Source organism: Erwinia endophytica (assembly GCF_009295515.1).
GTDB classification, from domain to species: domain Bacteria; phylum Pseudomonadota; class Gammaproteobacteria; order Enterobacterales; family Enterobacteriaceae; genus Erwinia; species Erwinia endophytica.
Map to the genome: position 1 here is coordinate 1 of NZ_RQVV01000040.1, position 26,368 is coordinate 26,368.

Here is a 26,368-nt window from a genome sequence, read left to right on the forward strand (position 1 = left end):
GGTCATTGGACATTATCTGAACATAAAACACTATCAGTAAATTGGAATCATTACCTGTGTCTGTGGGTCAATGCCATTAGCGAGTAAGGATAGGTAATCAGCACGTAGGCGCCTAGCATCTGCCAGCGACAGGGCAGGGAAGGCACCGAGGCCCATCATAGTACGCTGCTTTGTTGCTGGCCGCTGATAGCGAAAGCGCCAGAGTTTCTTACCGCTCGTTTTCACCACCATAAAAAGCCCGTCGCCATCGTGCAGCGTCAAATCTTTATCGGTAGCTTTGGAGTGGAGTACTTCGGTATTGGTTAGTGGACGCGTTGTCCTTGCCATGTGGGGCGTTCCTTCGTGAATTGGTATACGTAATTGGCATACATCTTAGCGTATACCAATACGTATACCAATTATCGCCGGATTCAGCCGGATATCCTCGGACAACGACAGACACAAAAAAGCCCGCAAACCTAGGTGGGATGCGGGCTTTCCGTACTTCACCGGACGTGTCCGGATCAAGATTTGGTGGAGCTGGCGGGAGTTGAACCCGCGTCCGAAATTACTACACCGTCGGCACTACATGCTTAGTCCAGTTTTTACATTCGCCTGTTAGCTGCGAACGGACACGCCACTAACAAACTAGCCTGATTGGATTTAACGCTTCAACCCCAGGCAGGGCATCCACGCGATCTCTTTTAGGTTTGACCTCTCTTGATCCCCGTCCTAAGAGCGGAGGCTAGGGAGAGAGGGCTCTAAGCAGGTTATTAAGCTGCTAGTGCGTAGTTTTCGTCGTTTGCGACTATTTTTTTGCGGCTTTTAACGAGGCCAACCGCCCCTCGGCATGCTCCTTGGGCTTCGCAAATCCCGTCGAATCCAGAATCAGCCCCAAAGTGTGACGCAGTATAACAGAAAAACTCATCGCCACGCCAGTCACTTAGCGATTAGCATGTTTCATTATACGTGCTTTGTCTAATTTCCATTCGCGATCTTTAATGTCATCGCGTTTGTCGTGCTCTTTCTTACCTTTTGCCACGCCAATTTTCAATTTGGCCCAGGCGTTTTTCCAGTACAACGACAGTGCCACAACGGTGTAACCTTCACGATTAACCCGCCCATAGAGTGAATCCAACTCGCGCTGCTTCAGTAGCAGTTTACGGTTACGAGTTGGATCGCAGACTACATGGGTAGAAGCCACCGTCAATGCCTGGAATGTGGCGCCGAACAGATAGGCCTCACCGTCGCGCAGTAGAATGTAGCTGTCGCTGATATTGGCCTTACCGGCCCGGAGAGATTTGACTTCCCATCCTTGTAGCGAAAGACCCGCTTCGAACTCTTCTTCAATAAAGTATTCATGGCGGGCACGCTTGTTCATAGCAATGGTAGCAGAACCGGGTTTATGTGTTTTTTTCTTCGTCATAGTGCTGGTTAGTGTACATGAAGCGATGATTTATGGCATCCCCTGTAACAACAGCGTCAGGGAAAAGCGTTATGTTAACAGAACACTGGCGGCTGCGAATTTTTGTTTGATCGCCGGATAATGATATTATTGCGATGTTATAAGATTAACAGGAAATACTATGTCCCAGATTAGTCGTTCCGCGCTGGTGCCCTACAGTGCGGAGCAAATGTTCCGGTTAGTAAATGATGTGGATGCTTATCCGGAATTTCTTCCAGGGTGTACCGGCAGCCGGGTTATTGATGCCAATGCTCAAGAGATGACGGCATCAGTGGATGTTTCTAAGGCAGGGATTAGCAAAACTTTTGTGACGCGTAATACGCTGACCGATAATCAAAGCATCCATATGCAGCTGGTTGACGGGCCGTTTCGCAAGCTGACTGGCGGCTGGGTGTTTACGGCGTTAAGTGAAGAAGCGTGCAAGGTTGAGCTGAATCTGGAGTTTGAGTTCACCAATATGCTGGTGGAAATGGCCTTTGGACGGATTTTCAAAGAATTAGCCAGCAGTATGGTGCAGGCTTTTACGCGCCGTGCCAAAGAGGTTTACAGTGCCTGATATTGCAGTTGAAGTGGTCTATGCTCTGCCGGACAAACAGTATCTCTACACGGTAAATGTGGCAGAAGGCAGCACCGTTGAGCAGGCTATTAAAGCCTCTGGGCTTCTGGAACTGCGCAGCGATATTGATCTGGGTAACAATAATAAAGTAGGCGTATTCAGTCGTCCGGTGAAACTCAGTGATGAGGTGCACAGTGGAGACCGGATTGAGATCTATCGTCCTTTGCTGGCTGACCCAAAAGAGTTACGTCGTCAGCGGGCGGCAAAAAAGTAAGGCGCGTTGAGCGCCTTACTGCTTTTCAAAACCCGCGGTGGCAGAACCGCGACTCAACTCAGCCTTTCTGGCCGGCCAGTTTCGGTTTGTTATCAATGTTGGTCAGTATGCCATTTTGGTCAAAGGTCAGCGTCAGCGTTTGCTGTGTCACGGGCTCATGGCCTGGTTCCTGACGGAACACGTAATACCAGACATTGCTACCAAACGGGTCATGCATCATCGGTGTTCCCAGCGTGTAGGCCACTTGCTGCTGGGTCATGCCGGTATGAATTTTAGCAACATCACTGGCAACCAGGTAGTTACCCTGGTTGATATCTGGCCGGTAAACCACACGTTCCAGAGTGGAACATCCAGCGGTCATCATCAGAAGAACCACCGCCGCAACAGTCAGCGTTTTACAGCGCATAAGTATCTTTATTCCTTTTAGGGCCAACAATCTGGCTGCATCGAACACTTGCGACGATAACAGCGTAAGAAGTGGATGATAATAAACCTTTCCGCAGTTTGAAACCTCTACGAAGCATGGTTATGACCACAGGCACCTAAAAAAGTGCGACATCAGGCGGCTAAAAGCTCTTTCGCATTCGCCAGTGTGTTACGGGTTACCTGACTTCCTCCCAGTAAACGCGCCAGTTCCTGCAGACGTGAGCGTTTGTCGAGCGGTTGCATATGTGTTTCTGTCATCTCACCATCAGTCTCTTTGCTGACGTAAAAATGATGATTACCGCAACCCGCGACCTGAGGCAGATGTGTCACGCACATCACCTGAGTGGACTCGCCTAATTGACGCAGCATTTTGCCCACAACAGCGGCGGTTGGTCCGCTGATGCCCACATCCACTTCATCGAAAATCAACGCCGGGGTATCCATTTTTCGTGCGGTAATCACCTGAATGGCTAACGCGATACGTGAGAGTTCACCGCCTGACGCGACTTTAGACAGCGGTTGCAACGGCTGGCCAGGGTTAGTGCTGACATGGAAGTCAATGTGGTCGGCACCTTCTGCGGTGAGATGGTCAGCGTTGAACTGAACCTCAATAGCAAACTGACCATGCGGCATTGATAGCGCGTGCATGCTCTCACTGATCAGCTGGCTGAGTTCCTGTGCGTAATGCATACGACGTTGGTGCAGTTTTTCCGCACAACTCATCGCGAGCTGGCGATATTGTGCAGTGCTAGCCGTCAGTTCGTCCTGATCATTTTCTTGTTGATTGATCAACTCTTGCTCTTCCAGCAACTGCTGATGGAACGCAGGCAATTCCTCCGGCGCAATATGATGTTTACGCGCCAGCGAAATTTGTCGGGAAAGACGTTGTTCAAGTTCGTGCAGGCGGTTCGGATCCAGATCCAGCTGATCACAATAATGGCGCAATTCATCGCTGGCTTCACTAATTTGTATCGCTGCTTCGTCCAACAGGGTATATACGCTGTTCAGTTTATCGTCCATAGCGACCAGTTCACTGAGCAGTTGCTGGGTGTTATATAGCAGGTTTTGCAACGTGTGCTCTTCACCATCGGTCAGTAGCATCAGTGCTTGCTGGCTGGTGGATAATAGCTGCCCACTGTTCGCCAGGCGTTTGTATTCTTCATCGATCTGCTCGTATTCACCGGCCTGTGGTGCGAACTCATTCAACTCTTTCAATTGGTATTGCAATAGTTCACGGCGAGCTTCACGTTCCTGAGAAAGTTGCTGATGCTGGGCTAAAGCACGACAACTTTGGTGCCACTGGTGATAGCTGCTGGCCATATCTTTTAATAGATTGTTTTCACCGGTATAGCCATCCAGCAGGGTTTTCTGATACTCAGATTTCAGTAACAGTTGATGGGCATGCTGGCCATGGATCTGGATCAGCAATTGACCGAGATCGCGCAATTGCGAAAGAGGTACGGCGGTGCCATTAATAAAGCCCCGGGAGCGTCCATCGCTGTTGATAACGCGGCGTAGCAGGCACTCGTTGCCGTCATCAAGCTGATTATCGAGCAGCCACTGTAATGCTGAGGGGGTATCCTGGAGGGAGAAACGGGCGCAAATGTCGGCACGCGCGGCCCCCTGGCGCACCATATCTGCTTCAGCACGTCCCCCGAGACACAGACCCAGCGCATCAATAGCGATGGATTTCCCCGCGCCGGTTTCACCGGTAATTGCAGTCATTCCACGCTGAAAATCGATTTCAAGATTACGAACAATCGCAAAATTACTGATGGTCAGTTGTGCCAACATCGTTATTGCTCCTGTATGAAAACACAGATGTGGTTTTTTATACAGTATATACTGGTTTTATAACCAGTAAAGTAATTGGTGCCGGATTTTAAAACAATTTTTTCGACCAACCCAGTTTTGTGCTTAATGTATTGAAATAACTGTAACTTTTTGGGTGAATTAGGTTGAGGTGATCCTTGTTTTTGCGAATTAACACGTCTTCTCCCTCTTTGATCGGTAACGCTATCTGACTGTCACAACTGATCTCCAGGTCATTGCTCATATGGGAAAAGCGCAGGCGGATACTGCTACTGCTGTCGATGACCAGTGGACGAGCAGAAAGCGTATGCGGAAACATTGGCACAATGGCTATCGCATCCAGAGAAGGGGTCAGGATCGGGCCACCGGCAGAGAGCGAGTAGGCGGTGGAACCTGTCGGTGTCGAAATGATCAAGCCGTCAGAACGCTGTGAGAAAGCAAAGGTCTCGTCGATATAGACTTCAAACTCAATCATGTGCGCCACTTTACCCGGATGGAGCACCACTTCGTTAATCGCCGTGCCAATTCGCGGAGAGCCTTCCTGACTACAAACCTGAGCCTCCAGCAGTAAGCGACTTTCCGTGATGTACTTGCCTTCCAGTACGTCGGCCAACTGCTGCTGGGCATTATCCGGGTCCAGATCGGTAAGAAATCCCAGATTGCCACGGTTGATGCCAATCACTTTGATTCCGTAACGGGCCAGCACACGGGCGGCACCTAACATATTTCCGTCGCCGCCGACTACTACTGCCAGATCCGCCTTTTGACCAATTTCGGTCAGTGTTCCGGTCGCCACATCAGAAAGGTTTAGCTCGCGTGCAATTTGCTGTTCGATAATCACCTCGTAGCCTTTCGCCATCAGCCAGCGATAAAGCATTTCGTGGGTCGTCAGCGCGGTAGGATGGCGCGGATGCCCCACAATACCAATGCAGTTGAAATGGTTGTTCATAATGCTGGCGTTCCTCATGAGGTAAACTACCTCAGACAATGTGACCGGTTCCCTTGAAACCGCAATTCTGATCCCCATAATAAGCGAACCAGCGAGATGAATGTGCATAAACGCGGAGAATTTCATGAGTAGTAAAGAACAGAACACCCCAAACGAGCAAGTCTCAGACGATATTGAGATGGAACAGACGAAAAGTCAGGATACCGAGACGGCAGAAGAGGTTGATCCGCGTGATGAGCGCATTACCGAGCTGGAAGCCCAGTTAGCGCAGGCACAGGGTGGCGTGCGTGAAGCGCAATTACGCGCCCAGGCAGAGATCGAAAATATTCGACGTCGGGTCGAACAGGACGTGGAAAAAGCCCACAAATTTGCCCTGGAAAAATTTGCCAATGAACTGCTGCCAGTGATCGATAGTCTTGAGCGGGCGTTGGAAGTGGCTGATAAAGAAAATCCTGAGTTGACCGCGATGATTGAAGGGATCGAACTGACGCTGCAATCCCTGTTGAGCGCCGTGCGTAAATTTGGCGTGGAAGTGGTTGGCGAAGTCAATGCACCATTTAACCCTGAAATCCATCAGGCGATGTCGATGATGGAATCTGACGAAGTCGCGCCTAATCACGTGTTGATGGTGATGCAGCGTGGCTATACACTGAATGGTCGTCTGCTGCGTCCGGCAATGGTCGCGGTGTCTAAAGCTAAAGCGTAATCGCCAGCCTCAATTAAAAAGCACCGTGATAAAGGGCCATGCTGCGCATTTAAAAGTGCGGTTGAGCGATTTCGGTGATGGGAGCTAAAAGGGTTCATGTCCAGCATGGACCCTTTTTAAATGAAACTTTTACCCACTCCCAGGATGATCAATTTTTATGTTTTATCGCGGCAGCGCGCTAATCCGGCAGAACTGGCGTCCAGTCTATCGGTTGTTCACCGTGCTGGAGCAGCCACTCATTGGTTTGGGAAAAGTGTCTGCAACCAAAAAAGCCGCGATGAGCCGAAAGCGGGGAGGGGTGAGGCGCCTGTAAAACATGATGCCGTTTCCTGTCGATAATTGCGCCTTTCTTTTGGGCGTGTGATCCCCACAGTAAAAACACCACGCCTTCACGGTGCTGATTAATTGCTGCAATAACATTATCGGTAAACGTTTCCCAGCCAAAACGGGCGTGGGAATGGGCCTGACCCGCTTCCACTGTTAAAACGGTATTGAGTAGCATCACTCCCTGCTTCGCCCAGCTTTCGAGAAAACCATGCCGGGGAGCGGTAAACCCCGGAATGTCGCTGGTTAGTTCTTTATATATATTGACCAGCGAAGGTGGAATAGCAACCCCAGGCAGGACAGAAAAGGCCAGACCGTGCGCCTGATTGGGACCGTGATAAGGATCCTGCCCCAAAATCACGACTTTCACCTCGCCAAGTTCGGTGAGTCGAAAGGCGTTAAACACCTCTTTCTGTGGTGGATAGACCGTTTTTCCGGCGGCGCGTTCTTTTGCTACCGACGCGAGAGTATCAATAAAGTAGGACTGTTTTTTTTCTTGTGCCAGCACGTCGTGCCAGGTCAGTGCATTGACCATTTACACCTCCTTAGGGGTAGATGGCCATAGCTTAACGCGGATCGTGATCGGCTCAAAATTAAAATAAAATTGAAAATATACAAAAAAAATACAAAATTGGTTTTTTGGTAAAATTGAACTAAATCAAAAAGTTGATTCTTGGGTGTTTTTGTCATGAGGGGTGATTTTGATTTAAATCAAAGTAGCTGGCTGGGCAGGCTGATATACAGGTCAGATAGCATCTCTGAATTGACTGAACTTTTATTTTTTTACCCGCTGATAATTTTCAGCACAGAACTGCCTGGGAGGCACAATCATGATTACCGGAATCCAAATTACCAAAGCAACCAATGCGGCACTGATGAATTCATTCTGGCTGCTGGATGATGAGAAAGCTGAAGCTCGTTGTGTTTGTGCAAAAGCTGAGTACAGTGAAGACCAGATTGTACCCGTCAGCAATCTTGGCGATATTGAATATCGCGAGGTTCCACTTGAAGTCAAACCTCAGGTACGCGTGGAAGGGGGACAGCACCTGAATGTTAACGTGTTACGCCGTGAAACGCTGGAAGATGCTGTTAAGCATCCAGAGAAGTATCCACAGTTGACTATTCGTGTTTCAGGTTACGCAGTGCGTTTTAATTCTCTGACGCCAGAACAGCAGCGTGATGTTATCGCCCGTACTTTCACTGAAAGTCTGTAATAGATGCTGATGGGACCAGGTTTATCGCCGGGATAAATTAGCGCTTATGGAAAACAACACCAGGGAAGGTTCGTTTCTAATATTATGGAAAATAAAAAATAATTATATTCAGGTTTAAGCTGAAAGCGGATGATTCATGGATAAATGAATCATTCTGCGTAGATACGGTACTGTGGCGCAGGTTTTATAAAAACGCGCTAATGCCGTAAGGCCGATATCAGTTAAGCCTGGCATGTAACGGTTGGACCGGACCAATAAATACCGGAAAAATCCGCGATTACCGAGAGGTGATTGCGTTTTTTTATACCTGCCGTAGATCAATCGGCTGCATGAGTACAGCCAGTTTTGTCGCATTAACGGTGACGGGCCAGCAAACTCGGGGCATGGCCAGGTAACTGTCACAAAAAAACAGCATGCTACCTGATGAATCGCCGCTTAATGCGACAGAACCCCATCAGGCGCTTTGTCTCCAACCGATTATAGCGCTGTGGTTATTCAACGCTTTCAGCTTTAGCTGTTCCGCTTGGCTTGCGACGCTTACCAATATTTTTGGTATCACGATGGCGTTTCTTTATACGCGGTTTAGCCACTTCACTGTCTTTCGCTTTTTGCTCTTTACGTTTGGCCAGCGCTTTCTTTGATGGTTTACCACTCATTTTTTCACTCGGAGCGCGGGTGGTCGGACGCAATTCATCAATAGTACGTGCTTTCAGCGGTTCGTTGATATAGCGGCTGATTTTGCCCAGCAGAGCATAGTCGTGCGCTTCGACCAGAGAGATTGCGCTGCCTTTCTTACCGGCCCGACCCGTACGGCCAATCCGGTGCAGATAGGTATCCGAAGTGCGCGGTAGATCGAAGTTAAAAACGTGGCTGACATCATCAATGTCGATACCACGAGCGGCCACGTCGGTGGCAACAAGCACGTTCACCCGACCATCAACGACGCGTTTGATCGCTTCATTACGCTTGTACTGCTCCAGTTCGCCTTCCAGATAGCTGGTATTGATACCTGCTTCGCGCAGCCAACCGCAAAGCTCATGTACCCGCTCACGTTTACGGACAAAAACCACTGAACGGCTTACTTCCGGCTGCTTCAACAGGTGGATAAGCAACGCGGTCTTATGCTTAACATCATCCGCACGGTAGTACCATTGCAGGATCTTTTTGCGTTCGCGACGGGCAGGAATGGCGTCAATCTCAACCGGATCGTTCAGCAGACGCTCAGAGAAGTCTTTGATCGCCTCGCCTTCCAGGGTGGCGGAAAATAGCAGGGTCTGCTTACGCCAGCGGGTTTCTGCCGCGATGGTTTCAATATCCTGCGCAAAGCCCATGTCCAGCATGCGATCAGCTTCATCCAGAATCAGCGTTTCTACTGCCCGGCAGTCGAAGTTCTCTTCTTTGATGTACTGCAGCAGGCGACCCGTAGTGGCAACCACCACATCCTGGTTTTCACTAAACACTTCGGCATGGTTCATATATGCCACACCACCGGTGATGGTGGCTATATCCAGGTGAGTGTGTTTGGCCAGTTCACGCGCCTGGTCAGCAACTTGCATCGCCAACTCGCGGGTAGGTGTTAGCACCAGGATACGTGGCGGACCTGATTTCTTACGGGGAAAATCGAGTAGATGCTGTAGCGCCGGCAGTAGATAAGCGGCTGTTTTTCCTGTACCGGTTGGTGCCGACCCCAGAACGTCGCGACCCTCCAGTGCAGGCGGGATCGCAGCAGCCTGGATGGCCGTGGGGCGTGTGAAGCCCTTTTCCTGCAGAGCATCCAGCAGGCTTTCATCAAGTTCGAGTTCGGAAAAAGTACTTACAGTCATGGTCTACCTCAGTTTGGGGCGCTGATTATAGACAGATTGAACGCGATCTTCATCTGTTTGTGTGTTCTGAATGGCTTTTCCTTATTTCTTATTTGTCCTATGCTAACGCCGTTTCTTCTTCAGGTCAGTCAAATGTCTCAACAGAAAGTGTCTCTCCGAAGCAACGGGTTTACCTTTAAACAATTTTTTGTCGCCCATGATCGCTGTGCGATGAAAGTTGGGACCGACGGGGTGCTGCTTGGTGCCTGGGCACCGGTTACAGGAGCTCAACGGGTGCTGGATATCGGTACCGGAAGCGGCCTGATAGCGCTGATGCTTGCTCAGCGTACGGGAAAAACGGTGCCCATCGATGCGGTTGAGCTGGATGAACAAGCCGCAGGACAAGCGCAGGAAAATGCCGCGGCCTCACCCTGGAGCGAGCGGATCACTATTTATCAGGATGATATTCTGCGATGGGTGAAAACGAGCGAACAACGTTACTCGTTGATTGTCAGCAATCCACCTTATTTTTCGCCAGGTGTCGACTGCGCCACACCAGAGCGCGCTGTAGCGCGTTATGCCGCTGATTTAACGCATGATGCGCTGCTGACCTGTGTTGAAAGTCTGATTACGCAAGAGGGCTATTTCTGCCTGATCCTGCCGGAGACAGCAGGTAACAAACTGCTGGCGTTGGCGCAGCAACGCGGTTGGTATTTGCATTTTCGTACCGATATCTCCGATAACGAGAGGCGTCCGCCTAACCGCGTGTTGCTGGCGCTGTCACCCAAAGCGGGCGAACCATTTCATGACCGGATGACGATTCGTGGACCGGATCAGCGCTATTCTGCGGCACATTGCAACCTGACCCGGGAGTTCTATCTTTTTCGCTGATTAAGGTGACAAGATGGTCGGTTCTGCTTCATCCAGTTGCTGTGGATAATCCAGCGTATAGTGAAGACCCCGGCTCTCCTTTCTCGCCATGGCGCAACGGACCATCAGCTCAGCGACCTGAACCAGGTTGCGTAGTTCCAGTAAATTGTTGGAAATGCGGAAGTTGGCGTAGTATTCGTCAATTTCTTGCTGCAGCATATTGATACGGCGCAGTGCGCGTTCCAGACGTTTGGTGGTGCGCACTATCCCGACGTAATCCCACATCAGCAGACGCAGTTCGTGCCAGTTGTGCTGGATAACCACGTGCTCGTCTGAATCATCCACGCGGCTTTCATCCCACACCGGAAGCGCTGTAACAAGCGGAACTGCCTGTAGATGTTCGTTGATGTGTAGCGCCGCCGACCAGCCGTAGATCAGGCATTCCAGCAGTGAGTTAGAGGCAAGACGGTTCGCGCCATGCAGGCCGGTGTAGCTGACTTCACCAATAGCATACAGGCCGTTGACATCCGTCAGTCCCTGCTGATCAACCATAACACCGCCACAGGTGTAATGCGCCGCTGGAACGATCGGGATAGGTTCTTTGGTCAGATCAAAGCCCAGCATTTTTAGCTTTTCATCGATAGTCGGGAAATGTGCATGGATGAAGTCAGCCGGTTTATGGCTGATATCCAGATACATACAGTCGGCACCAAGGCGTTTCATCTCATGGTCGATAGCCCGTGCGACGATATCGCGTGGCGCCAGCTCGGCTCGTTGATCAAATTCAGGCATAAATCGTGTACCGTCAGGACGCTTCAGTAGCGCGCCTTCACCACGCAGTGCCTCAGTCAGCAGGAAATTTCGTGCTTCAGGATGGAACAGGCAAGTCGGATGGAACTGATTAAATTCCAGGTTTGCCACACGGCAACCTGCACGCCAGGCCATGGCGATGCCATCACCTGAGGCCACGTCCGGGTTGGTGGTGTACTGATAGACTTTGGCCGCGCCTCCCGTTGCCAGCACGACAGCGCGAGCGCTGTAGGTCTCCACTTTTTCGCGTTTACGGTTCCAGATATAAGCCCCGACAACGCGGCGTTGGCCGGGCAAGCCGATTTTATCAGAAACGATCAGGTCAACAGCGTTGCAGCGTTCGATAATCCGAATATTCGGATGGCTCAGCGCCTGGCTTACCAGCGTGTTTTCTACTGCGCGACCCGTAGCATCCGCACGGTGCAGGATACGACGATGACTGTGTCCTCCTTCACGAGTGAGATGATAGGGACCATCACGGTGCTCAGGACTCTCTTTATCGAACAGCATACCGTTATCAATTAGCCACTGCACACAGTGCCGGGCGTTACTGGCGATAAAAGAGACCGTTTCACGTTCACATAAGCCACTTCCAGCGGTCAGGGTATCTTCAACGTGGGACGCGATGCTGTCACATTCATCGAATACCGCAGCGATACCGCCCTGGGCGTAAAAGGTTGAGCCTTCGCTGACCGGCCCTTTACTTAATACGGCGACCTGGTGATTTTCAGCCAGGCGAAGCGCCAGCGTAAGGCCTGCGGCACCGCTACCAATGATCAACACGTCACAGCTATAATCGGAAGAAGAAAGCATGTTGTTTAATTTACTAAACAGGTTGTTTGCTGAGCATAGCACCCAATTTTCACCGGGAAAAAGTCTTTTTTTGCTGATTACGGGAGAATGTGAACTCGTCGATATTTTTAACATCGCCAGAAATCGGGCTATGGCATCGTTTTTTGTGACAGGAGAGTTTAATATTGCGAACGAACTCGAATCTCAGTGATTTTAAGGTGAAAAAACGGGCTTCATGGGTTACTCTGCGGCGTTGACGGGAGGCTTTCATGCCTGAAGCAAAAGTACCAAAGAGAAGCAGTGGCTGCTTAAATCGGTCAGAAATCATAAAAATGATCGCTGATTTATCCTCTTCCCGCACCGGCATTACAAATAAAACGGATAACGGAACTTTACTCATGATGATCACTCTAAGCGCATGCTTGCTCAAAAAGTATGAGTTATTGTGGGGAGTTCCGATACGCGTGGAACAAGATTTGGGGAGACATTACCTCGGATGAGCGAGCAGTTAACGGACCAGGTTCTCGTAGAGCGAGTCCAGAAAGGAGATCAGAAGTCATTTAATTTACTGGTAGTGCGCTACCAGCATAAAGTGGCGAGCCTGGTTTCCCGTTATGTGCCGTCTGGAGATGTACCTGATGTAGTGCAAGAATCATTCATCAAAGCGTATCGTGCGCTGGAATCGTTCCGTGGCGATAGTGCCTTCTACACATGGCTCTATCGAATAGCCGTCAATACGGCCAAAAATTACCTTGTTGCTCAGGGGCGTCGACCTCCTTCCAGTGATGTGGATGCTATTGACGCTGAAAACTTTGAAAGTGCGGGTGCGCTAAAAGAAATTTCGAACCCTGAGAACTTAATGTTGTCGGAAGAACTGAAACAGATGGTTTTTCGTACCATTGAGATGCTGCCTGAGGATCTCCGTATGGCGATTACTCTGAGGGAGCTGGATGGCCTGAGCTATGAAGAGATAGCCGTCATTATGGATTGCCCGGTTGGTACGGTTCGTTCACGTATCTTCCGTGCTCGCGAAGCCATTGATAACAAAATTCAACCGCTTATCCAACGCTAGCAATAGCGGATACAGGAAGGGTACTGAGGCATGCAGAAAGAACAACTTTCCGCTTTAATGGACGGTGAGACTTTAGATAACGAAGTTTTGTCAGCATTGTCTAAAGACACCAGGTTGCAACGAGACTGGGAAAGCTATCACCTTATTCGCGATACTCTGCGCGGTGATATTGGGCCGGTTATTCATTTAGATATCTCTGCCCGGGTGGCTGCGGCGCTTGCAAATGAACCGCTGAACAAAACGGCAACGCTGATCCCTGAAGCGCAACCAACGCCAGAGCGTTATAGCAACATGCCGTTTTGGCACAAAGTACGTCCATGGGCTGCGCAAATTACCCAGATCGGTGTTGCCGCCTGCGTATCACTGGCGGTGATTGTTGGTGTGCAGCACTATAATCAACCTCAGAACGGGCCAGCCCAGTCTGATTCGCCTGTGCTGAATACATTACCGATGATGGGGCAGGCTTCCCCGGTGAGTTTGGGTGTGCCTTCTGATAGTGTAACGAACGACAACGTGCCACAGCAGGTTCAGGAACAGCGACGCCGTGTGAATGCAATGCTGCAAGATTATGAATTGCAGCGTCGTTTGCATTCCGAACAGATCCAGTTTGAGCAAAGCCCACCTCAGCAGGCCGCTGTCCAGGTCCCGGGTAATCAGTCATTAGGAACCCAGCAGCCGTCAGGAATTCAACAGTAGTAATGAAGCAACTTTGGTGTGCCGTCAGCCTTATGGCTGGCAGCCTGATATACTCCAGTGTCGCCCTGGCGGATACCACCCCCGGGGCGCTGTTGCAGCAAATGGAGCAGGCCAGCCAGTCTCTCAATTACGAATTCGCCTACATCAATGTTTCAAGACTGGGGATTGAATCCTTACGTTATCGTCATGCGGTTTTGAACAACAAAGTGTATGCCCAGATGCTGCAGATGGATGGTCCTCGTCGTGAGATTATCCAGCGTGGTAATGAAATCAGTTACTTCGAACCAGGTTTGATGCCTTTTACCTTGCCTGGTGATCATATTGTTGATGCGCTGCCGTCGCTGGTTTACGCTAATTTCCAGAAACTGGCTGCTACCTATGATTTTGTGTCGGTAGGGCATACCCGTATCGCTGACCAGATGTGTGAAGTTATTCGCATTGTGGCCCGTGATGGTACGCGATACAGCTATATTGTTTGGGTAGACAGTGACACCCGGCTGCCGTTACGCGTCGATTTACTTGATCATGACGGTGAGACGCTGGAACAGTATCGGGTCGTTAGTTTCGCAGTGGATGATGGCGTGCGAAGAATGATGCAGGGACTGGAAAAAGCCAATCTACCGCCGTCTCTTTCGGTGCCGGTGGGCGATAACTCCACTTTTAACTGGAGTGTCAGTTGGTTACCCGATGGCATGCAACAGGTGACGCAGAGCCGCAGGCAGATCCCCTCATTGAATAAACTGGTTGAATCCCGTTTGTACTCTGATGGTTTGTTCAGTTTTTCGGTCAACGTTGGCGCGGCAGACAAAAACAGCGTCCCTCAGCTATTGCGCACTGGACGTCGTACGGTGCAGACTGAAATACGTAATAATGCGGAAATTACGGTGGTTGGCGAACTACCACCATCAACCGCCAAGCGTATTGCAGATGGCGTCAACTTTGGGGTGGCACGATGATGAGAGAATGGGCCACGGTCGTTTCGTGGCAGGATGGGGTGGCCACCTTGCACTCCGAGATGAAAACTTCCTGCAACAGTTGTTCAGCCCGTAAAGGGTGTGGTAGCCATATGCTGAACAAACTGGGGCCGAAAAACGCTCACGTGATGAAAATTGCCAGTGCTGAACCTTTGCAGGTTGGGCAGCGTATTGAGCTGGGTATTGAAGAGAAGAGCCTGCTCAGTTCCGCTTTGCTGGTTTACATGACCCCTCTGTCAGGTCTGTTCCTGATTGCTGGTTTGTTTCAGAGCCTGTTCAACAGTGATTTGTCTGCGGCCGTGGGGGCGTTGCTGGGGGGGATCGGTGGTTTTATCGTGGCGAAGGGGATTTCCAGTTATTGGGGGAAATCGGCTTCTTTTCAGCCCGTGATCCTCAGCGTGGCGCTCCCACCGGATGCTCTGCGGGTGGAGACAGAAGCGTAGTTCGCTGGACTGGCGGTTAAACGTGATTTTAATCAGTTTGTTACGAGTTTCAGGTTTCTGTCTGGGGTCGCTTTGGCGGCCTTTTTACTTTTGTGGCGCGACCGGCTTTTTTATTGGCGGCGCAGTGGTGTCATTAATCGCCCAACCAACAGCTGAATGATATTTCTCGTTGCTAATTTGATTACAGGCAATGTGTGTGAATTCTTTCGTGCGGGGGGCTAACAGTGTAAGATGCGTGCTCATTGATGGCGGGTACATTGCAGTAAGTGTTGACAGCCATGTCCACCGCGAGAATTAAATCGAACGTTTAAGCGAAAATATTCATATAAATGAAGCATATAAGAAATTTTTCTATCATCGCTCATATCGACCATGGCAAATCAACGCTCTCTGACCGTTTGATTCAAATTTGCGGTGGCTTGACCGAACGTGAAATGGCTGCACAGGTTCTGGATTCCATGGAGTTGGAACGTGAACGAGGTATCACCATCAAGGCGCAGAGCGTGACGCTTGATTACCACGCCGCAGACGGTGAAACTTATCAGCTTAATTTTATCGACACGCCGGGCCATGTAGACTTTTCATATGAAGTATCCCGTTCTCTGGCCGCCTGTGAAGGCGCGTTGCTGGTGGTTGATGCCGGACAAGGTGTGGAAGCACAGACCCTGGCTAACTGTTACACCGCGATAGAAATGGATTTGGAAGTGGTGCCGGTACTGAACAAAATCGATCTACCCGCGGCCGATCCTGATCGCGTGGCGCAGGAAATCGAAGATATTGTCGGTATTGATGCTACTGATGCCGTGCGTTGCTCCGCCAAGACGGGGGTAGGTGTACCGGATGTACTTGAGCGACTGGTGCGTGATATCCCGGCACCGCAAGGCGATCCTGAAGGCCCATTACAGGCGCTGATCATCGACTCATGGTTTGATAACTACCTGGGCGTGGTCTCGCTGGTACGTATTAAAAACGGTCGCTTGCGTAAAGGCGATAAAGTAAAAGTAATAAGTACCGGTCAGGTCTACAATGCCGATCGTCTGGGGATCTTCACGCCGAAACGTGTTGACCGTGAGGTGCTGGACTGTGGTGAAGTCGGCTGGCTGGTTTGCGCTATTAAAGATATCCTCGGCGCACCAGTTGGGGATACGCTAACACTGTCGCGTAACCCGGCGGATAAAGCGTTGCCAGGCTTTAAAAAAGTGAAGCCGCAGGTTTATGCCGGTCTGTTCCCTGTCAGCTCGGACGACTATGAAGCTTTCCGTGATGCTCTGGGTAAACTGAGCCTGAATGATGCTTCGTTGTTCTACGAACCAGAAAGTTCCAGTGCGCTGGGATTCGGCTTCCGTTGTGGTTTCCTCGGCTTGTTGCACATGGAGATAATTCAGGAGCGTCTGGAACGGGAATACGACCTGGATTTGATTACTACCGCGCCGACGGTGGTGTATGAAGTGTTGACCACCTCTGGCGAAACGGTCTACGTTGACAGCCCGGCCAAGTTGCCGCCGCTGAATAACATTGAAGAGCTGCGTGAACCGATTGCCGAGTGTCACATGCTGTTGCCGCAGGAATATCTGGGCAATGTCATTACCCTGTGTGTCGAAAAACGTGGTGTGCAGACCAACATGGTTTATCACGGCAACCAGGTTGCGCTGACTTACGCAATCCCGATGGCGGAAGTGGTACTGGATTTCTTCGATCGACTGAAGTCCACCTCGCGCGGCTATGCTTCACTGGATTATAACTTTAAGCGCTTCCAGGCCTCAGATATGGTTCGAGTTGATGTGTTGATTAACGGCGAACGAGTCGATGCGCTGGCGCTGATCACTCACCGCGATAATTCGCAGTACCGTGGGCGTGAGCTGGTGGAAAAGATGAAAGATCTGATCCCGCGTCAGCAGTTCGATATTGCGATTCAGGCGGCCATTGGTAACCACATCATTGCCCGTTCGACAGTGAAACAGCTGCGTAAAAACGTGCTGGCTAAATGCTACGGCGGCGACGTCAGTCGTAAGAAAAAGCTGTTGCAGAAACAAAAAGAAGGTAAGAAACGGATGAAGCAGGTAGGGAATGTTGAACTACCTCAGGAAGCGTTCCTTGCCATTCTCCATGTCGGTAAAGACAGTAAATAACCCCCAAGTTTACGAGGGAACTGGAATGGCTAATATGTTCGCCTTGATTTTGGCGATAGCAACATTGATAACCGGGATTATCTGGTGTGTTGATAAATTTAAATGGGCTCCAGCCCGTAAGGCTAAATTGAGCGAAGCGGCTGCTCAGGCTGGCAACTCAGGGGAGAACATCGCAGCAAAGCCACCCGGTTGGGTTGAAACAGCCGCCTCTGTTTTTCCCGTGTTGCTGCTGGTGTTCGTGGTGCGTTCTTTTATCTATGAGCCTTTCCAAATTCCTTCCGGATCGATGATGCCGACGTTGTTAATTGGCGACTTCATTTTGGTGGAGAAATTTGCATATGGTATTAAAGATCCGATAACCCAGACGACACTGATCCCGACGGGGCACCCTAAGCGTGGTGACATTGTGGTCTTCAAATACCCGAAAGATCCAAGCATGGATTATATTAAACGCGTAGTGGGTCTGCCAGGGGATCGGGTGACTTATGATCCTCAAAGCAAAACGGTGACTGTCAATCCAGGCTGTTCTTCAGGAGATGATTGTCACTCAGCGCTGCCGATAACCTATTCGGATGTGCAACCAAGCGACTTCGTCCAGACTTTCAGCGGCTTTGACGGCAATGAAGTGGGTAATGGTTTTTACTCGCTACCACAGGGAGAGTCTATGCCCGGGGGGCTGCGCCTGGCTACGCGTAATGAAACCCTGGGGGGGGTGACCCATCGTATTTTGTTGGTGACACAGGCACAAAGTCAGCCGGGCTCTTACTATCAGCAGCCCGGTCAGCCACAGTCCACCTGGGTAGTGCCGCAGGGCATGTACTTCATGATGGGCGATAACCGCGACAATAGCGCGGACAGCCGTTACTGGGGGTTCGTGCCGGAGAAAAACCTGGTTGGCAAGGCGACGATGATTTGGATGAGCTTTGAGAAGCAAGAAGGACAATGGCCGACTGGCGTTCGTCTGAGCCGTATTGGTCGTATTCATTAATGGCGCCTCCGGGTACCGTTGGTAAAAAAGGGTGGCTTCCTGCGGGGAGCCACTGCACACGAAACAGTCTTGTGTTGGCGAGGACAGCCCTGTTCCGTGTGCAGCATAATTGACGCATTCAGACTGGTAACACATGAATCCCATCGTAATTAACCGGCTCCAGCGAAAGTTGGGCTACACTTTTACCCATCAGGAACTGTTGCAACAGGCGCTTACTCATCGTAGTGCCAGCAGCAAGCACAACGAAAGGCTGGAGTTTCTGGGCGACTCGATCCTCAGTTACGTGATTGCCAATGCGCTCTATCACCGTTTTCCTCGTGTGGACGAAGGGGATATGAGCCGTATGCGTGCCACCCTGGTGCGTGGAAACACGTTGGCGGAGATGGCCCGTGAATTTGATTTGGGCGAGTGTCTGCGTCTTGGGCCTGGCGAACTGAAAAGCGGGGGATTCCGCCGTGAGTCGATCCTGGCTGATACCGTGGAAGCGTTGATTGGTGGCGTTTTCCTGGATAGTGATATCCAGACGGTAGAAAAATTGATCCTGAATTGGTACGCCAGTCGTCTCGAACAGATAAGTCCAGGTGACAAACAGAAAGATCCAAAAACGCGTCTGCAGGAGTATCTGCAGGGTCGCCATTTGCCGCTGCCTTCCTATCTGGTGGTGCAGGTGCGTGGTGAGGCGCATGATCAGGAATTTACTATCCATTGTCAGGTGAGCGGTATGGCCGATCCGGTTGTAGGAACAGGATCCAGTCGTCGCAAAGCTGAGCAGGCAGCGGCCGAACAGGCGTTGATTAAGTTGGGGCTTGAATGAGCGAACAAACCACCCATTGCGGCTTTATTGCGATTGTCGGCCGTCCAAACGTTGGGAAATCCACACTGCTGAATCAGCTTTTGGGGCAGAAGATCTCAATTACCTCGCGTAAGCCGCAAACTACCCGTCACCGTATTATGGGTATCCACACAGAAGACGGCTATCAGGCCATTTACGTGGATACGCCCGGGTTGCATATGGAAGAAAAACGGGCGATAAACCGCTTGATGAATCGTGCGGCCAGCAGTTCCATTGGTGACGTTGAGTTAGTGATCTTTGTCGTGGAAGGCACACGCTGGACCGCTGACGATGAAATGGTATTGAACAAACTGAAAGACAATAAGGTGCCGGTGCTACTGGCGATCAATAAGGTCGATAACATCACCGACAAAAGCATTCTGCTGCCGCACATGCAGTTCCTCAGCGAGCAGATGAACTTTATGGACGTCGTGCCTATTTCAGCGGAAAGCGGTAAGAATGTTGATACCATCGCCAGTATTGTGCGCAAGCGTCTGCCGCTCGCGGAGCATCATTTTCCGGAAGATTATATCACTGATCGTTCTCAGCGTTTTATGGCCTCGGAAATCATCCGTGAAAAGCTAATGCGTTTCCTTGGCGCCGAGTTGCCCTATTCCGTCACCGTTGAGATTGAGCAGTTTGTTAGCAACGAACGTGGTGGATATGATATTCACGGTCTGATTCTGGTTGAGCGTGAAGGCCAGAAAAAAATGGTTATCGGCAACAAAGGCGCGAAGATTAAAACCATCGGTATTGAAGCGCGCAAAGACATGGAAGACATGTTTGAAGCCAAAGTACATCTGGAACTGTGGGTGAAAGTGAAGTCCGGTTGGGCGGATGATGAACGCGCCCTGCGTAGCCTGGGCTATGTAGACGATTTCTGATCCCGATGGAAGGCTGGCAGCGTGCATTCGTCCTGCATGGACGCCCTTACAGCGAAACCAGCCTTCTGCTTGACCTGTTTTCTGAAAACTATGGTCGTATCCGGGTCCTTGCCAAAGGTGCGCGGGGCAAACGCTCCAGTCTGAAGGGGGCTTTACAACCTTTCACGCCGTTGCTGGTGCGTTGGGGGGGGCGTGGCGAAGTGAAAACGTTACGTAGTGCAGAACCCATTTCTCTTGCTCTCCCGCTTTCTGGCGTCTCTCTTTACTGTGGGCTGTATGTCAACGAATTGCTGTCCCGCGTGCTGGAACAGGAAACCGCGTTTACTGAACTCTTCTTCGATTACCTGCATTGTATTCAGGCGCTGGCTGTTACCTCCGGTTCACCGGAACCTGCTCTGCGTCGGTTTGAACTGGCGATGCTGGGGCATTTAGGGTACGGCGTGGATTTTTTGCACTGTGCTGGCAGTGGGGAAGAAGTGGCTGATGAGATGACTTACAGCTACCGGGAAGAGAAAGGCTTTATTGCCAGCCTGGTGATAAACCATAAAACCTTTACTGGACGCCAGCTGCGAGCGCTGTCTGAACGGACTTTTCCTGATGCTGATACATTGCGGGCGGCCAAACGCTTTACTCGTATCGCCCTCAAACCCTATCTGGGGGGGAAACCTCTAAAGAGTCAGGAGCTTTTTCGCCAGTTTGTGCCGAAAAAACGCGCAGATAAGCCGCCCGAACCGGAGTAAGCCGATCCGTTCATAACGGTTCCGGCGCAGAACGATGTACACTATTGCGACGATGTATAATTCCGAGGACCGTCATGGCTGAGTTATTGTTAGGTGTAAATATCGATCACGTTGCTACTGTCCGGAATGCGCGAGGGACCCATTATCCCGATCCGGTGCAGGCCGCTTTTGTGTCTGAACAGGCAGGTGCTGATGGCATTACTGTTCATCTGCGTGAAGATCGCCGCCATATTACGGACCGTGACGTTAAGATCCTGCGTCAGACTATCCAGACCCGGATGAATCTGGAAATGGCCGTCACCGATGAGATGGTTGACATCGCTTGTGAAATCAAACCGCATTTTTGCTGTCTGGTACCGGAAAAACGTGAGGAAGTGACAACCGAAGGCGGACTGGATGTGGCTGGCCAACTGGACAAAATTACCACGGCAGTGGCGCGTTTGGCAGAGGCCGGGATCCTGGTCTCGTTGTTTATCGATGCTGACCACCAACAAATTGATGCGGCGATGGCTTCCGGTGCGCCGTATATCGAAATCCATACCGGTGCCTATGCTGATGCGCCAGAGGGGCGGGGGCGGGATGCAGAGTTCAGACGCATCAAAGATGCGGCGGTTTATGCTGATGGAAAGGGGCTGAAGGTGAATGCCGGGCATGGTCTGACCTATCATAACGTGTTGCCGATTGCCGCATTGCCACAGATGCATGAATTGAACATTGGCCATGCGATTATTGGGCGTGCGGTAATGACGGGCCTGGCGGAGGCGGTTAGAGAGATGAAAGATCTGCTACGGGAAGCCCGCCGCTGATGGCGATCCTTGGCCTTGGAACCGATATCGTGGAGATCGCCCGTATTGAGGCGGTTGTCTCCCGCACCGGGGACCGGCTGGCTCAGCGGGTACTGAGTGAAAACGAATGGGCGCAGTATCAGGCGCATCAGCAGCCGGTACGTTTTCTCGCCAAGCGATTTGCCGTCAAAGAGGCAGCGGCAAAGGCCTTTGGCACCGGTATTCGCGGCGGTATAGCGTTTAACCAGTTTGAAGTGTACAACGATGAGTTAGGTAAGCCAGGATTGCGTTTTTTCCTACAGGCATCGGAAGTAGCAAAGAAACTGGGGGTGGCCCATGTGCATGTCACGTTGGCCGATGAACGGCACTACGCCTGTGCGACAGTGATTATCGAAAACTAATCAATCAGGGTGCGCGTCAACTCATCACGACGAAGTGTGGTGCAGAGACACAAACTTTTCCCACAGGCGTTCAGTATCCTCGATATGCTTCGGATCAGTAATGATGGTGTTGTCGATAGGGCAGACCTGCTGGCAGGTTGGTGTATCGTAGTGCCCAACGCATTCGGTACAGCGGTTAACATCAATTTCATAAAAGCTGTCCCCCATTGAAATCGCCTGGTTAGGGCACTCAGGCTCGCACATGTCACAATTGATGCAGCGTTGGGTGATGAGTAAAGCCATGCTGGAATCGTTACCTTTATGTGCCCTGAACCGTTGGAAGGGCGATAATTTATCATATCCGGCGGGAACCCCAAAATGAAGATGGGTTTCACTCAACTGCGATGTCGCAGTAATGGTTCAGGTACGCCAGCCTATAACGCGGACATCCTGTTTGCTTATCATACTTCAAGCGGTAGATGTGTTGATAGGTGTTAAGTCAACCGAATCACTTACCCGGGTATGTGATTCGGGATATCTTCGCTGGCCTCATGATTCGGCTGGACGCTTCACCCACGAGGCCATGGTCGTTGTCCAGCAACTTGACTTATTGGGAGGGTAATACAACATCATTAATTCTGTTATTGATAATATTCAGTAGTAAATACAGAACTGAAAATAAAATAATATATTCATTGGAGGTTAAAAGTACGTCAGTCATTCCATAAGCAAAGGCTGATATCGTTATCATGGCAATCGGGTTGGTTAATATATTTCCATCTGATTTCCTGAAAATAAAGCTTGCATAAAAATACAGCAATATAATAATGCCAAAGACGCCAAAAAGAGAAGCGTACTGAATAAACTCATTATGTAAATGTACATCAATATATTCAAGAGCATAAGAGTTAGGATCATTTTTATCGAGAAAGCTCTTGATTACATCATTCCGATGGATTTGCGTCTGGCCAAAAGGTTCTTGAGTGAAAGTGAGTATCCCCATTTTCCACAGTGTAAACCTTGACCCCAGTGAGGTATGATCATTGCCTTGTCCATATTCTGTTATTTCTTCTTTGGTTAGATCAATACGGGATTTCACCGGGCTTTTATTCATAAAAAAAACAGTGGCTATTATGACCAAGATAATTGGGATAAATAATGCTTTAATGCCACTTTTTTTGAATGAAAAATGAATAACGATAATTAAGGATAATAATGTATGAAAAAAAATCGCCGAACGAGTTTCTGTCAGGGAAATAATATAGACAGAAAGCAACCATACCAATATTATTAATGGGTATTTATTGAAAGGAAGAACAGCGCTGCTGATTAAAGCCAGGAGCGCCAGAGCCAGAGCGCTGTATGCATAGGCTGACATGGTGGCGCGATCAATGCCCAGAATAATGCGCTCTATACCATTGCTGTGCTCCCACAGTCCATAACTGCTGGCGAAAATAAAAGCGACGAATAATGAGGATATAGCAGAATATTTTAATAATTTCTTACTGACAGGGGTGTGTGCAATAGACCATGTTACATATATGATGATCAACGATGCCAGAAACCATCTTTTAGCTGCGGTGAATACAACTCCATTATTAGCATGCGGGGGGGAATAAAATTTCGCATAGCATGACCATAAAAAAAATAATGCTGTAAGCGATAATAAAGGTAATGCTGCCTTAATGTAGGGTAGTGCAGACTTTAAGCTTTTATACTGAAGTAACATACCCAGTAAAGATAAGTAACTGCAAAGATAGAAAAATATTCTTCCCAGTTTTTCATCAATAAAAAAAAATGGTAAAACCAGGAAAAGGAATAAAAGAGTAATGAAAAATATGCTCTTTGTGAAAGAGATATCCTGTTTTGCAACTGGAAACAAAATTTAGACCTCCAACAAATAATAAACTGGAAATTGAAGACTTAGTCGGGGAGTGTTGTAATGACCGATGGAATATAATAAGAACAATATGCAGAGGGAAATGTCGTCCGTGTCTAAAAAGAACAGTTTTATTCTTTGTTTGTCTGACATTATTTGAAGCATAACGATAACATCAGAACGCATGTCTCTGTCGGGAAAACCTTCATCAATAATTCTGTCGAACCATCCTTCTTTCATACCAGAAATCCAACTTGACAAGGCCATTTAAGCGCCAAAGTATACTAAATATAGTCGTGAAGCGGCAATCAGTTTATTCCCATCTTTCAGCCAACAGTTACTTACTGACGCATGCTTCGGGCTGATAGCCTCATCTCTTTGGATTCAGCTCTGGATTATTTCGGCCACGGTTGAATTCGGACATGTCTTACTTGCTCTTGTTGCCATTACACTAACTTCTTCACTAACGCTTCGTTATGCCGGATATGGTTGGTGGTACGCTCAGGGTCGCGTTGTACCAGCGCCATAAACAGCAGGTCGGTCAATACCAACTGAGCGGCAGTGGAAGAAATAGCGGCACTGCGGGTAGTCTGTTCTTCGGCGACGGTGTACAGACAATGGGTGGCACGTTGTTGCAGTGTGTTCGGCGTAAAACCCGTTAAAGCCAGTACATTGGCGCCAACACGCTGTGCTTCCTGGGCGGCCAGATTAATTTCACGTCGTTCTCCGGTATAGGAGATCGCCAGGAGTACATCGCCGATGCTCAGTGCCTGCACACTGGCCAGCAGGGCGTGCATGTCCTGTTCGGCCACAGCATTCATACCGATTTTCATCAGCTTCCACGAAAAATCTTTCGCGACCAGGCCCGATGCGCCAATGCCGACTAATACAATGCGGTTGGCCCTTTTCAGCAAGCGCAGCGTCTCCAGCAGCATTTCTTCGCTGTTAATATCCAGAGTGGCTCTGATCGCTGATAGCTTTTCTGCCAGCAGTTTTTCACCTACCATTTTCAGCGGATCATCGCTAAGGATCAAGTTGTGTACGGTGATGGCATCTTTAGCCGCCAGTGATTCGCTGAGCGCCAACTTTAATGCCGGGAAACCTTTGTAGCCCAGTTTCTGGGCAAACTTCACTACACTTGACTGGCTAACGCCAGATTCTTCCGCCAGTTTTTGTGAGCTGAGGTGACGTGCCCGATCCGGTTGCGATAGCAGGAAATCTGCCAGTCGGCGCTCGTTCAGCGCCAATGTCGGATATAACTGACGAATACGCAACAGTGAACTCATCGTTCGAAATCTCCAGATAGTGATGCCAACAGCGCAAATTATCAGAACAGACAATAGACGATTGGCAGATAAGCACTGCGTTATACGGGGCATATTTCAAGTTGTAGCATAATTGGCTGACTCGTTCGTCCTTATCGACTAGCCCTGGATTCCCGACTTTGCACATTTTTTCTCTGCAACTCGAATGATATTGACGATAACATTGAGTAATAATCGACGGTTGTGAATATAATATTCGAAAATTTAACCATCTTAAGAATTAAAAATTCAAAAGAGGATAGCATGAATCTTGCGGCACTGGTTTCCGAAACGCGTAACGCCGAGACAATGGAGCTTGATAACCTCTCCACACTGGAAGTGGTGACCAAATTTAACCAGCAGGATGCCACGGTGGCCGAGGCGGTAGGTAAAACCCTGGCGGATGTCGCCAGCGCGGTAGATGCGGCGGCACAGGCGCTCAGAGAAGGGGGACGACTTATCTATATGGGAGCGGGTACCAGTGGCCGTCTTGGCGTGCTGGATGCGTCTGAGTGTCCTCCGACTTTTGGCGTGCCGCATGGACTGATCATCGGGCTGATTGCCGGGGGCCCCTCTGCGTTACTCAAAGCAGTTGAAGGCGCGGAAGATGATGAACAACTGGGCGTCAGCGACTTGCAGGCACTGGAACTGACTGCGCAGGATATGGTGGTGGGGATTGCCGCTTCTGGTCGAACGCCCTATGTGATTGGCGCATTGCGTTTCGCGCGTCAATTGGGGTGCCGAACAGCGGCGATTTCTTGTAATCCCGATTCTCCCATTGCCCATGAGGCAGAAATCGCTATCTCGCCTGTTGTCGGGCCGGAAGCATTGACGGGATCCACACGTTTAAAGTCTGGTACGGCTCAGAAACTGGTACTGAATATGATTTCTACTGGGGCGATGATCAAAATTGGTAAGGTCTATCAGAACCTGATGGTGGATATGCAGGCCACTAACATTAAATTGCTGGATCGAGCCCGTCGCATGGTTTGCCAGGCGACGGGCTGCGCAGTGGAGGACGCTGAAGCGGCGTTGAAGCAAACGCGCTATGAAGTAAAAACCGCTATTCTGATGGTTCTCAGCGGGTTATCGGCAGAGCAGGCTAAAGCGTTGTTGGTGAAGCATCGCGGTTTTCTGCGGGCCGCGCTGCAGGAAGCAAAGATATAGCCCATGAATGCACGGAGGGCTCTGGTGTTCAATGTTGCCTCTGGCAAGGTGAGGAAATGCCTGTAGGACTGTGGTCGTTCACGGTTTTCTGTTTGCCTGAATGATGGGTTTAATGC

The 26,368-nt window shown here is 49.9% G+C and carries 28 protein-coding genes, 1 other RNA gene and 1 pseudogene; 17 read left to right on the plus strand and 13 right to left on the minus strand.

What is annotated here, in order from left to right; translation table 11 throughout:
* Positions 1-45: 45 nt before the first annotated feature.
* The 3 genes and pseudogenes from EH228_RS12425 to smpB form a co-directional block, all read right to left on the minus strand.
* Positions 46-327 (minus strand): annotated as a pseudogene (locus EH228_RS12425) (integrase arm-type DNA-binding domain-containing protein); the annotation flags it as partial.
* A gap of 184 nt (positions 328-511) precedes the next feature.
* Positions 512-875, minus strand: a transfer-messenger RNA (tmRNA) gene (gene ssrA / locus EH228_RS12430).
* Positions 876-922: 47 nt separating this feature from the next.
* Positions 923-1,405, minus strand: coding sequence for an SsrA-binding protein SmpB (smpB, locus tag EH228_RS12435; RefSeq protein ID WP_152321972.1), 483 nt, complete (start codon positions 1,403-1,405; stop codon positions 923-925).
* Positions 1,406-1,565: 160 nt separating this feature from the next.
* Between smpB and EH228_RS12440 the strand changes: the two genes are divergently transcribed.
* The gene (locus EH228_RS12440; RefSeq protein WP_152321973.1) at positions 1,566-2,000 is read left to right on the plus strand and encodes a type II toxin-antitoxin system RatA family toxin; all 435 of its coding nucleotides are present in this window, start codon (positions 1,566-1,568) and stop codon (positions 1,998-2,000) included.
* Complete coding sequence (locus tag EH228_RS12445) at positions 1,993-2,274, plus strand: RnfH family protein (protein ID WP_152321974.1); 282 nt, start codon at positions 1,993-1,995, stop codon at positions 2,272-2,274. Before EH228_RS12440 ends, EH228_RS12445 begins: the two co-directional genes overlap by 8 nt.
* 58 nt (positions 2,275-2,332) lie before the next feature.
* Here the strand turns inward: EH228_RS12445 and bamE are convergent, their stop codons facing one another.
* From bamE to nadK, 3 genes are all read right to left on the minus strand, one after another.
* The gene (gene bamE, locus EH228_RS12450) at positions 2,333-2,680 is read right to left on the minus strand and encodes an outer membrane protein assembly factor BamE (protein WP_152321975.1); all 348 of its coding nucleotides are present in this window, start codon (positions 2,678-2,680) and stop codon (positions 2,333-2,335) included.
* Between the two features lie 152 nt (positions 2,681-2,832).
* Positions 2,833-4,494: a DNA repair protein RecN gene (recN, locus tag EH228_RS12455; RefSeq protein ID WP_152321976.1), complete on the minus strand. Its 1,662-nt coding sequence runs from the start codon at positions 4,492-4,494 to the stop codon at positions 2,833-2,835.
* An 88-nt stretch (positions 4,495-4,582) separates the two neighbouring features.
* Positions 4,583-5,461, minus strand: coding sequence for an NAD(+) kinase (gene nadK / locus EH228_RS12460; protein WP_152321977.1), 879 nt, complete (start codon positions 5,459-5,461; stop codon positions 4,583-4,585).
* Between the two features lie 124 nt (positions 5,462-5,585).
* Here nadK and grpE point away from each other — a divergent pair, with 124 nt between their 5' ends.
* Positions 5,586-6,167, plus strand: coding sequence for a nucleotide exchange factor GrpE (gene grpE, locus EH228_RS12465; protein ID WP_152321978.1), 582 nt, complete (start codon positions 5,586-5,588; stop codon positions 6,165-6,167).
* 178 nt (positions 6,168-6,345) lie between these two features.
* On the opposite strand, the gene ung is transcribed toward grpE, so the two are convergent.
* Positions 6,346-7,026 (minus strand): uracil-DNA glycosylase, encoded by a 681-nt coding sequence (gene ung, locus EH228_RS12470; protein ID WP_152321979.1) that lies wholly within the window; start codon positions 7,024-7,026, stop codon positions 6,346-6,348.
* A gap of 295 nt (positions 7,027-7,321) precedes the next feature.
* On the opposite strand from ung, the gene grcA reads away from it, so the two are divergent.
* Positions 7,322-7,705, plus strand: coding sequence for an autonomous glycyl radical cofactor GrcA (gene grcA / locus EH228_RS12475; protein WP_152321980.1), 384 nt, complete (start codon positions 7,322-7,324; stop codon positions 7,703-7,705).
* A gap of 491 nt (positions 7,706-8,196) precedes the next feature.
* Here grcA and srmB read toward each other — a convergent pair whose 3' ends face one another.
* Positions 8,197-9,528 (minus strand): ATP-dependent RNA helicase SrmB, encoded by a 1,332-nt coding sequence (gene srmB, locus EH228_RS12480; RefSeq protein WP_152321981.1) that lies wholly within the window; start codon positions 9,526-9,528, stop codon positions 8,197-8,199.
* A gap of 132 nt (positions 9,529-9,660) precedes the next feature.
* On the opposite strand from srmB, the gene trmN reads away from it, so the two are divergent.
* Positions 9,661-10,398 carry a tRNA(1)(Val) (adenine(37)-N(6))-methyltransferase TrmN gene (gene trmN / locus EH228_RS12485; RefSeq protein ID WP_152321982.1) on the plus strand — a complete coding sequence of 246 codons (738 nt, stop codon included), beginning with the start codon at positions 9,661-9,663 and terminating at the stop codon, positions 10,396-10,398.
* Here the strand turns inward: trmN and nadB are convergent, their stop codons facing one another.
* Positions 10,399-12,000, minus strand: coding sequence for an L-aspartate oxidase (gene nadB, locus EH228_RS12490; RefSeq protein WP_152321983.1), 1,602 nt, complete (start codon positions 11,998-12,000; stop codon positions 10,399-10,401).
* A gap of 49 nt (positions 12,001-12,049) precedes the next feature.
* Positions 12,050-12,379, minus strand: a complete 330-nt coding sequence (locus EH228_RS12495; RefSeq protein ID WP_152321984.1) for a hypothetical protein — start codon at positions 12,377-12,379, stop codon at positions 12,050-12,052.
* A gap of 96 nt (positions 12,380-12,475) precedes the next feature.
* Here EH228_RS12495 and rpoE point away from each other — a divergent pair, with 96 nt between their 5' ends.
* From rpoE to acpS, 11 genes are all read left to right on the plus strand, one after another.
* Complete coding sequence (rpoE, locus tag EH228_RS12500) at positions 12,476-13,051, plus strand: RNA polymerase sigma factor RpoE (protein WP_152321985.1); 576 nt, start codon at positions 12,476-12,478, stop codon at positions 13,049-13,051.
* 30 nt (positions 13,052-13,081) lie between these two features.
* Positions 13,082-13,747, plus strand: a complete 666-nt coding sequence (gene rseA / locus EH228_RS12505) for an anti-sigma-E factor RseA (protein WP_152321986.1) — start codon at positions 13,082-13,084, stop codon at positions 13,745-13,747.
* A 2-nt stretch (positions 13,748-13,749) separates the two neighbouring features.
* Complete coding sequence (gene rseB / locus EH228_RS12510) at positions 13,750-14,703, plus strand: sigma-E factor regulatory protein RseB (RefSeq protein WP_152321987.1); 954 nt, start codon at positions 13,750-13,752, stop codon at positions 14,701-14,703.
* Positions 14,700-15,164, plus strand: a complete 465-nt coding sequence (rseC, locus tag EH228_RS12515; RefSeq protein WP_152321988.1) for a SoxR-reducing system protein RseC — start codon at positions 14,700-14,702, stop codon at positions 15,162-15,164. Before rseB ends, rseC begins: the two co-directional genes overlap by 4 nt.
* Before the next feature lie 329 nt (positions 15,165-15,493).
* Entirely contained in the window at positions 15,494-17,293 is a 1,800-nt protein-coding gene (gene lepA / locus EH228_RS12520; protein WP_152321989.1) for a translation elongation factor 4, read from the plus strand.
* Between the two features lie 25 nt (positions 17,294-17,318).
* Complete coding sequence (gene lepB, locus EH228_RS12525) at positions 17,319-18,281, plus strand: signal peptidase I (protein ID WP_152321990.1); 963 nt, start codon at positions 17,319-17,321, stop codon at positions 18,279-18,281.
* Positions 18,282-18,414: 133 nt separating this feature from the next.
* Positions 18,415-19,095, plus strand: coding sequence for a ribonuclease III (rnc, locus tag EH228_RS12530; protein WP_152321991.1), 681 nt, complete (start codon positions 18,415-18,417; stop codon positions 19,093-19,095).
* Positions 19,092-19,997, plus strand: a complete 906-nt coding sequence (gene era, locus EH228_RS12535; RefSeq protein ID WP_152321992.1) for a GTPase Era — start codon at positions 19,092-19,094, stop codon at positions 19,995-19,997. The genes rnc and era overlap by 4 nt, the downstream gene beginning before the upstream one ends.
* A gap of 5 nt (positions 19,998-20,002) precedes the next feature.
* Complete coding sequence (gene recO / locus EH228_RS12540; protein WP_152321993.1) at positions 20,003-20,737, plus strand: DNA repair protein RecO; 735 nt, start codon at positions 20,003-20,005, stop codon at positions 20,735-20,737.
* Between the two features lie 74 nt (positions 20,738-20,811).
* On the plus strand, positions 20,812-21,543 hold the full coding sequence (gene pdxJ, locus EH228_RS12545) for a pyridoxine 5'-phosphate synthase (protein ID WP_152321994.1): 732 nt from the start codon (positions 20,812-20,814) through the stop codon (positions 21,541-21,543).
* Positions 21,543-21,923: a holo-ACP synthase gene (gene acpS, locus EH228_RS12550; protein WP_152321995.1), complete on the plus strand. Its 381-nt coding sequence runs from the start codon at positions 21,543-21,545 to the stop codon at positions 21,921-21,923. Before pdxJ ends, acpS begins: the two co-directional genes overlap by 1 nt.
* A gap of 24 nt (positions 21,924-21,947) precedes the next feature.
* Here the strand turns inward: acpS and EH228_RS12555 are convergent, their stop codons facing one another.
* The 3 genes from EH228_RS12555 to EH228_RS12565 form a co-directional block, all read right to left on the minus strand.
* Entirely contained in the window at positions 21,948-22,205 is a 258-nt protein-coding gene (locus tag EH228_RS12555) for a YfhL family 4Fe-4S dicluster ferredoxin (RefSeq protein WP_152321996.1), read from the minus strand.
* A 304-nt stretch (positions 22,206-22,509) separates the two neighbouring features.
* Positions 22,510-23,784, minus strand: coding sequence for an O-antigen ligase family protein (locus EH228_RS12560; protein ID WP_152321997.1), 1,275 nt, complete (start codon positions 23,782-23,784; stop codon positions 22,510-22,512).
* Between the two features lie 443 nt (positions 23,785-24,227).
* On the minus strand, positions 24,228-25,067 hold the full coding sequence (locus EH228_RS12565) for a MurR/RpiR family transcriptional regulator (protein WP_152321998.1): 840 nt from the start codon (positions 25,065-25,067) through the stop codon (positions 24,228-24,230).
* A gap of 282 nt (positions 25,068-25,349) precedes the next feature.
* On the opposite strand from EH228_RS12565, the gene murQ reads away from it, so the two are divergent.
* Positions 25,350-26,252, plus strand: coding sequence for an N-acetylmuramic acid 6-phosphate etherase (murQ, locus tag EH228_RS12570; protein WP_152321999.1), 903 nt, complete (start codon positions 25,350-25,352; stop codon positions 26,250-26,252).
* The last annotated feature ends 116 nt before the right edge of the window (positions 26,253-26,368 follow it).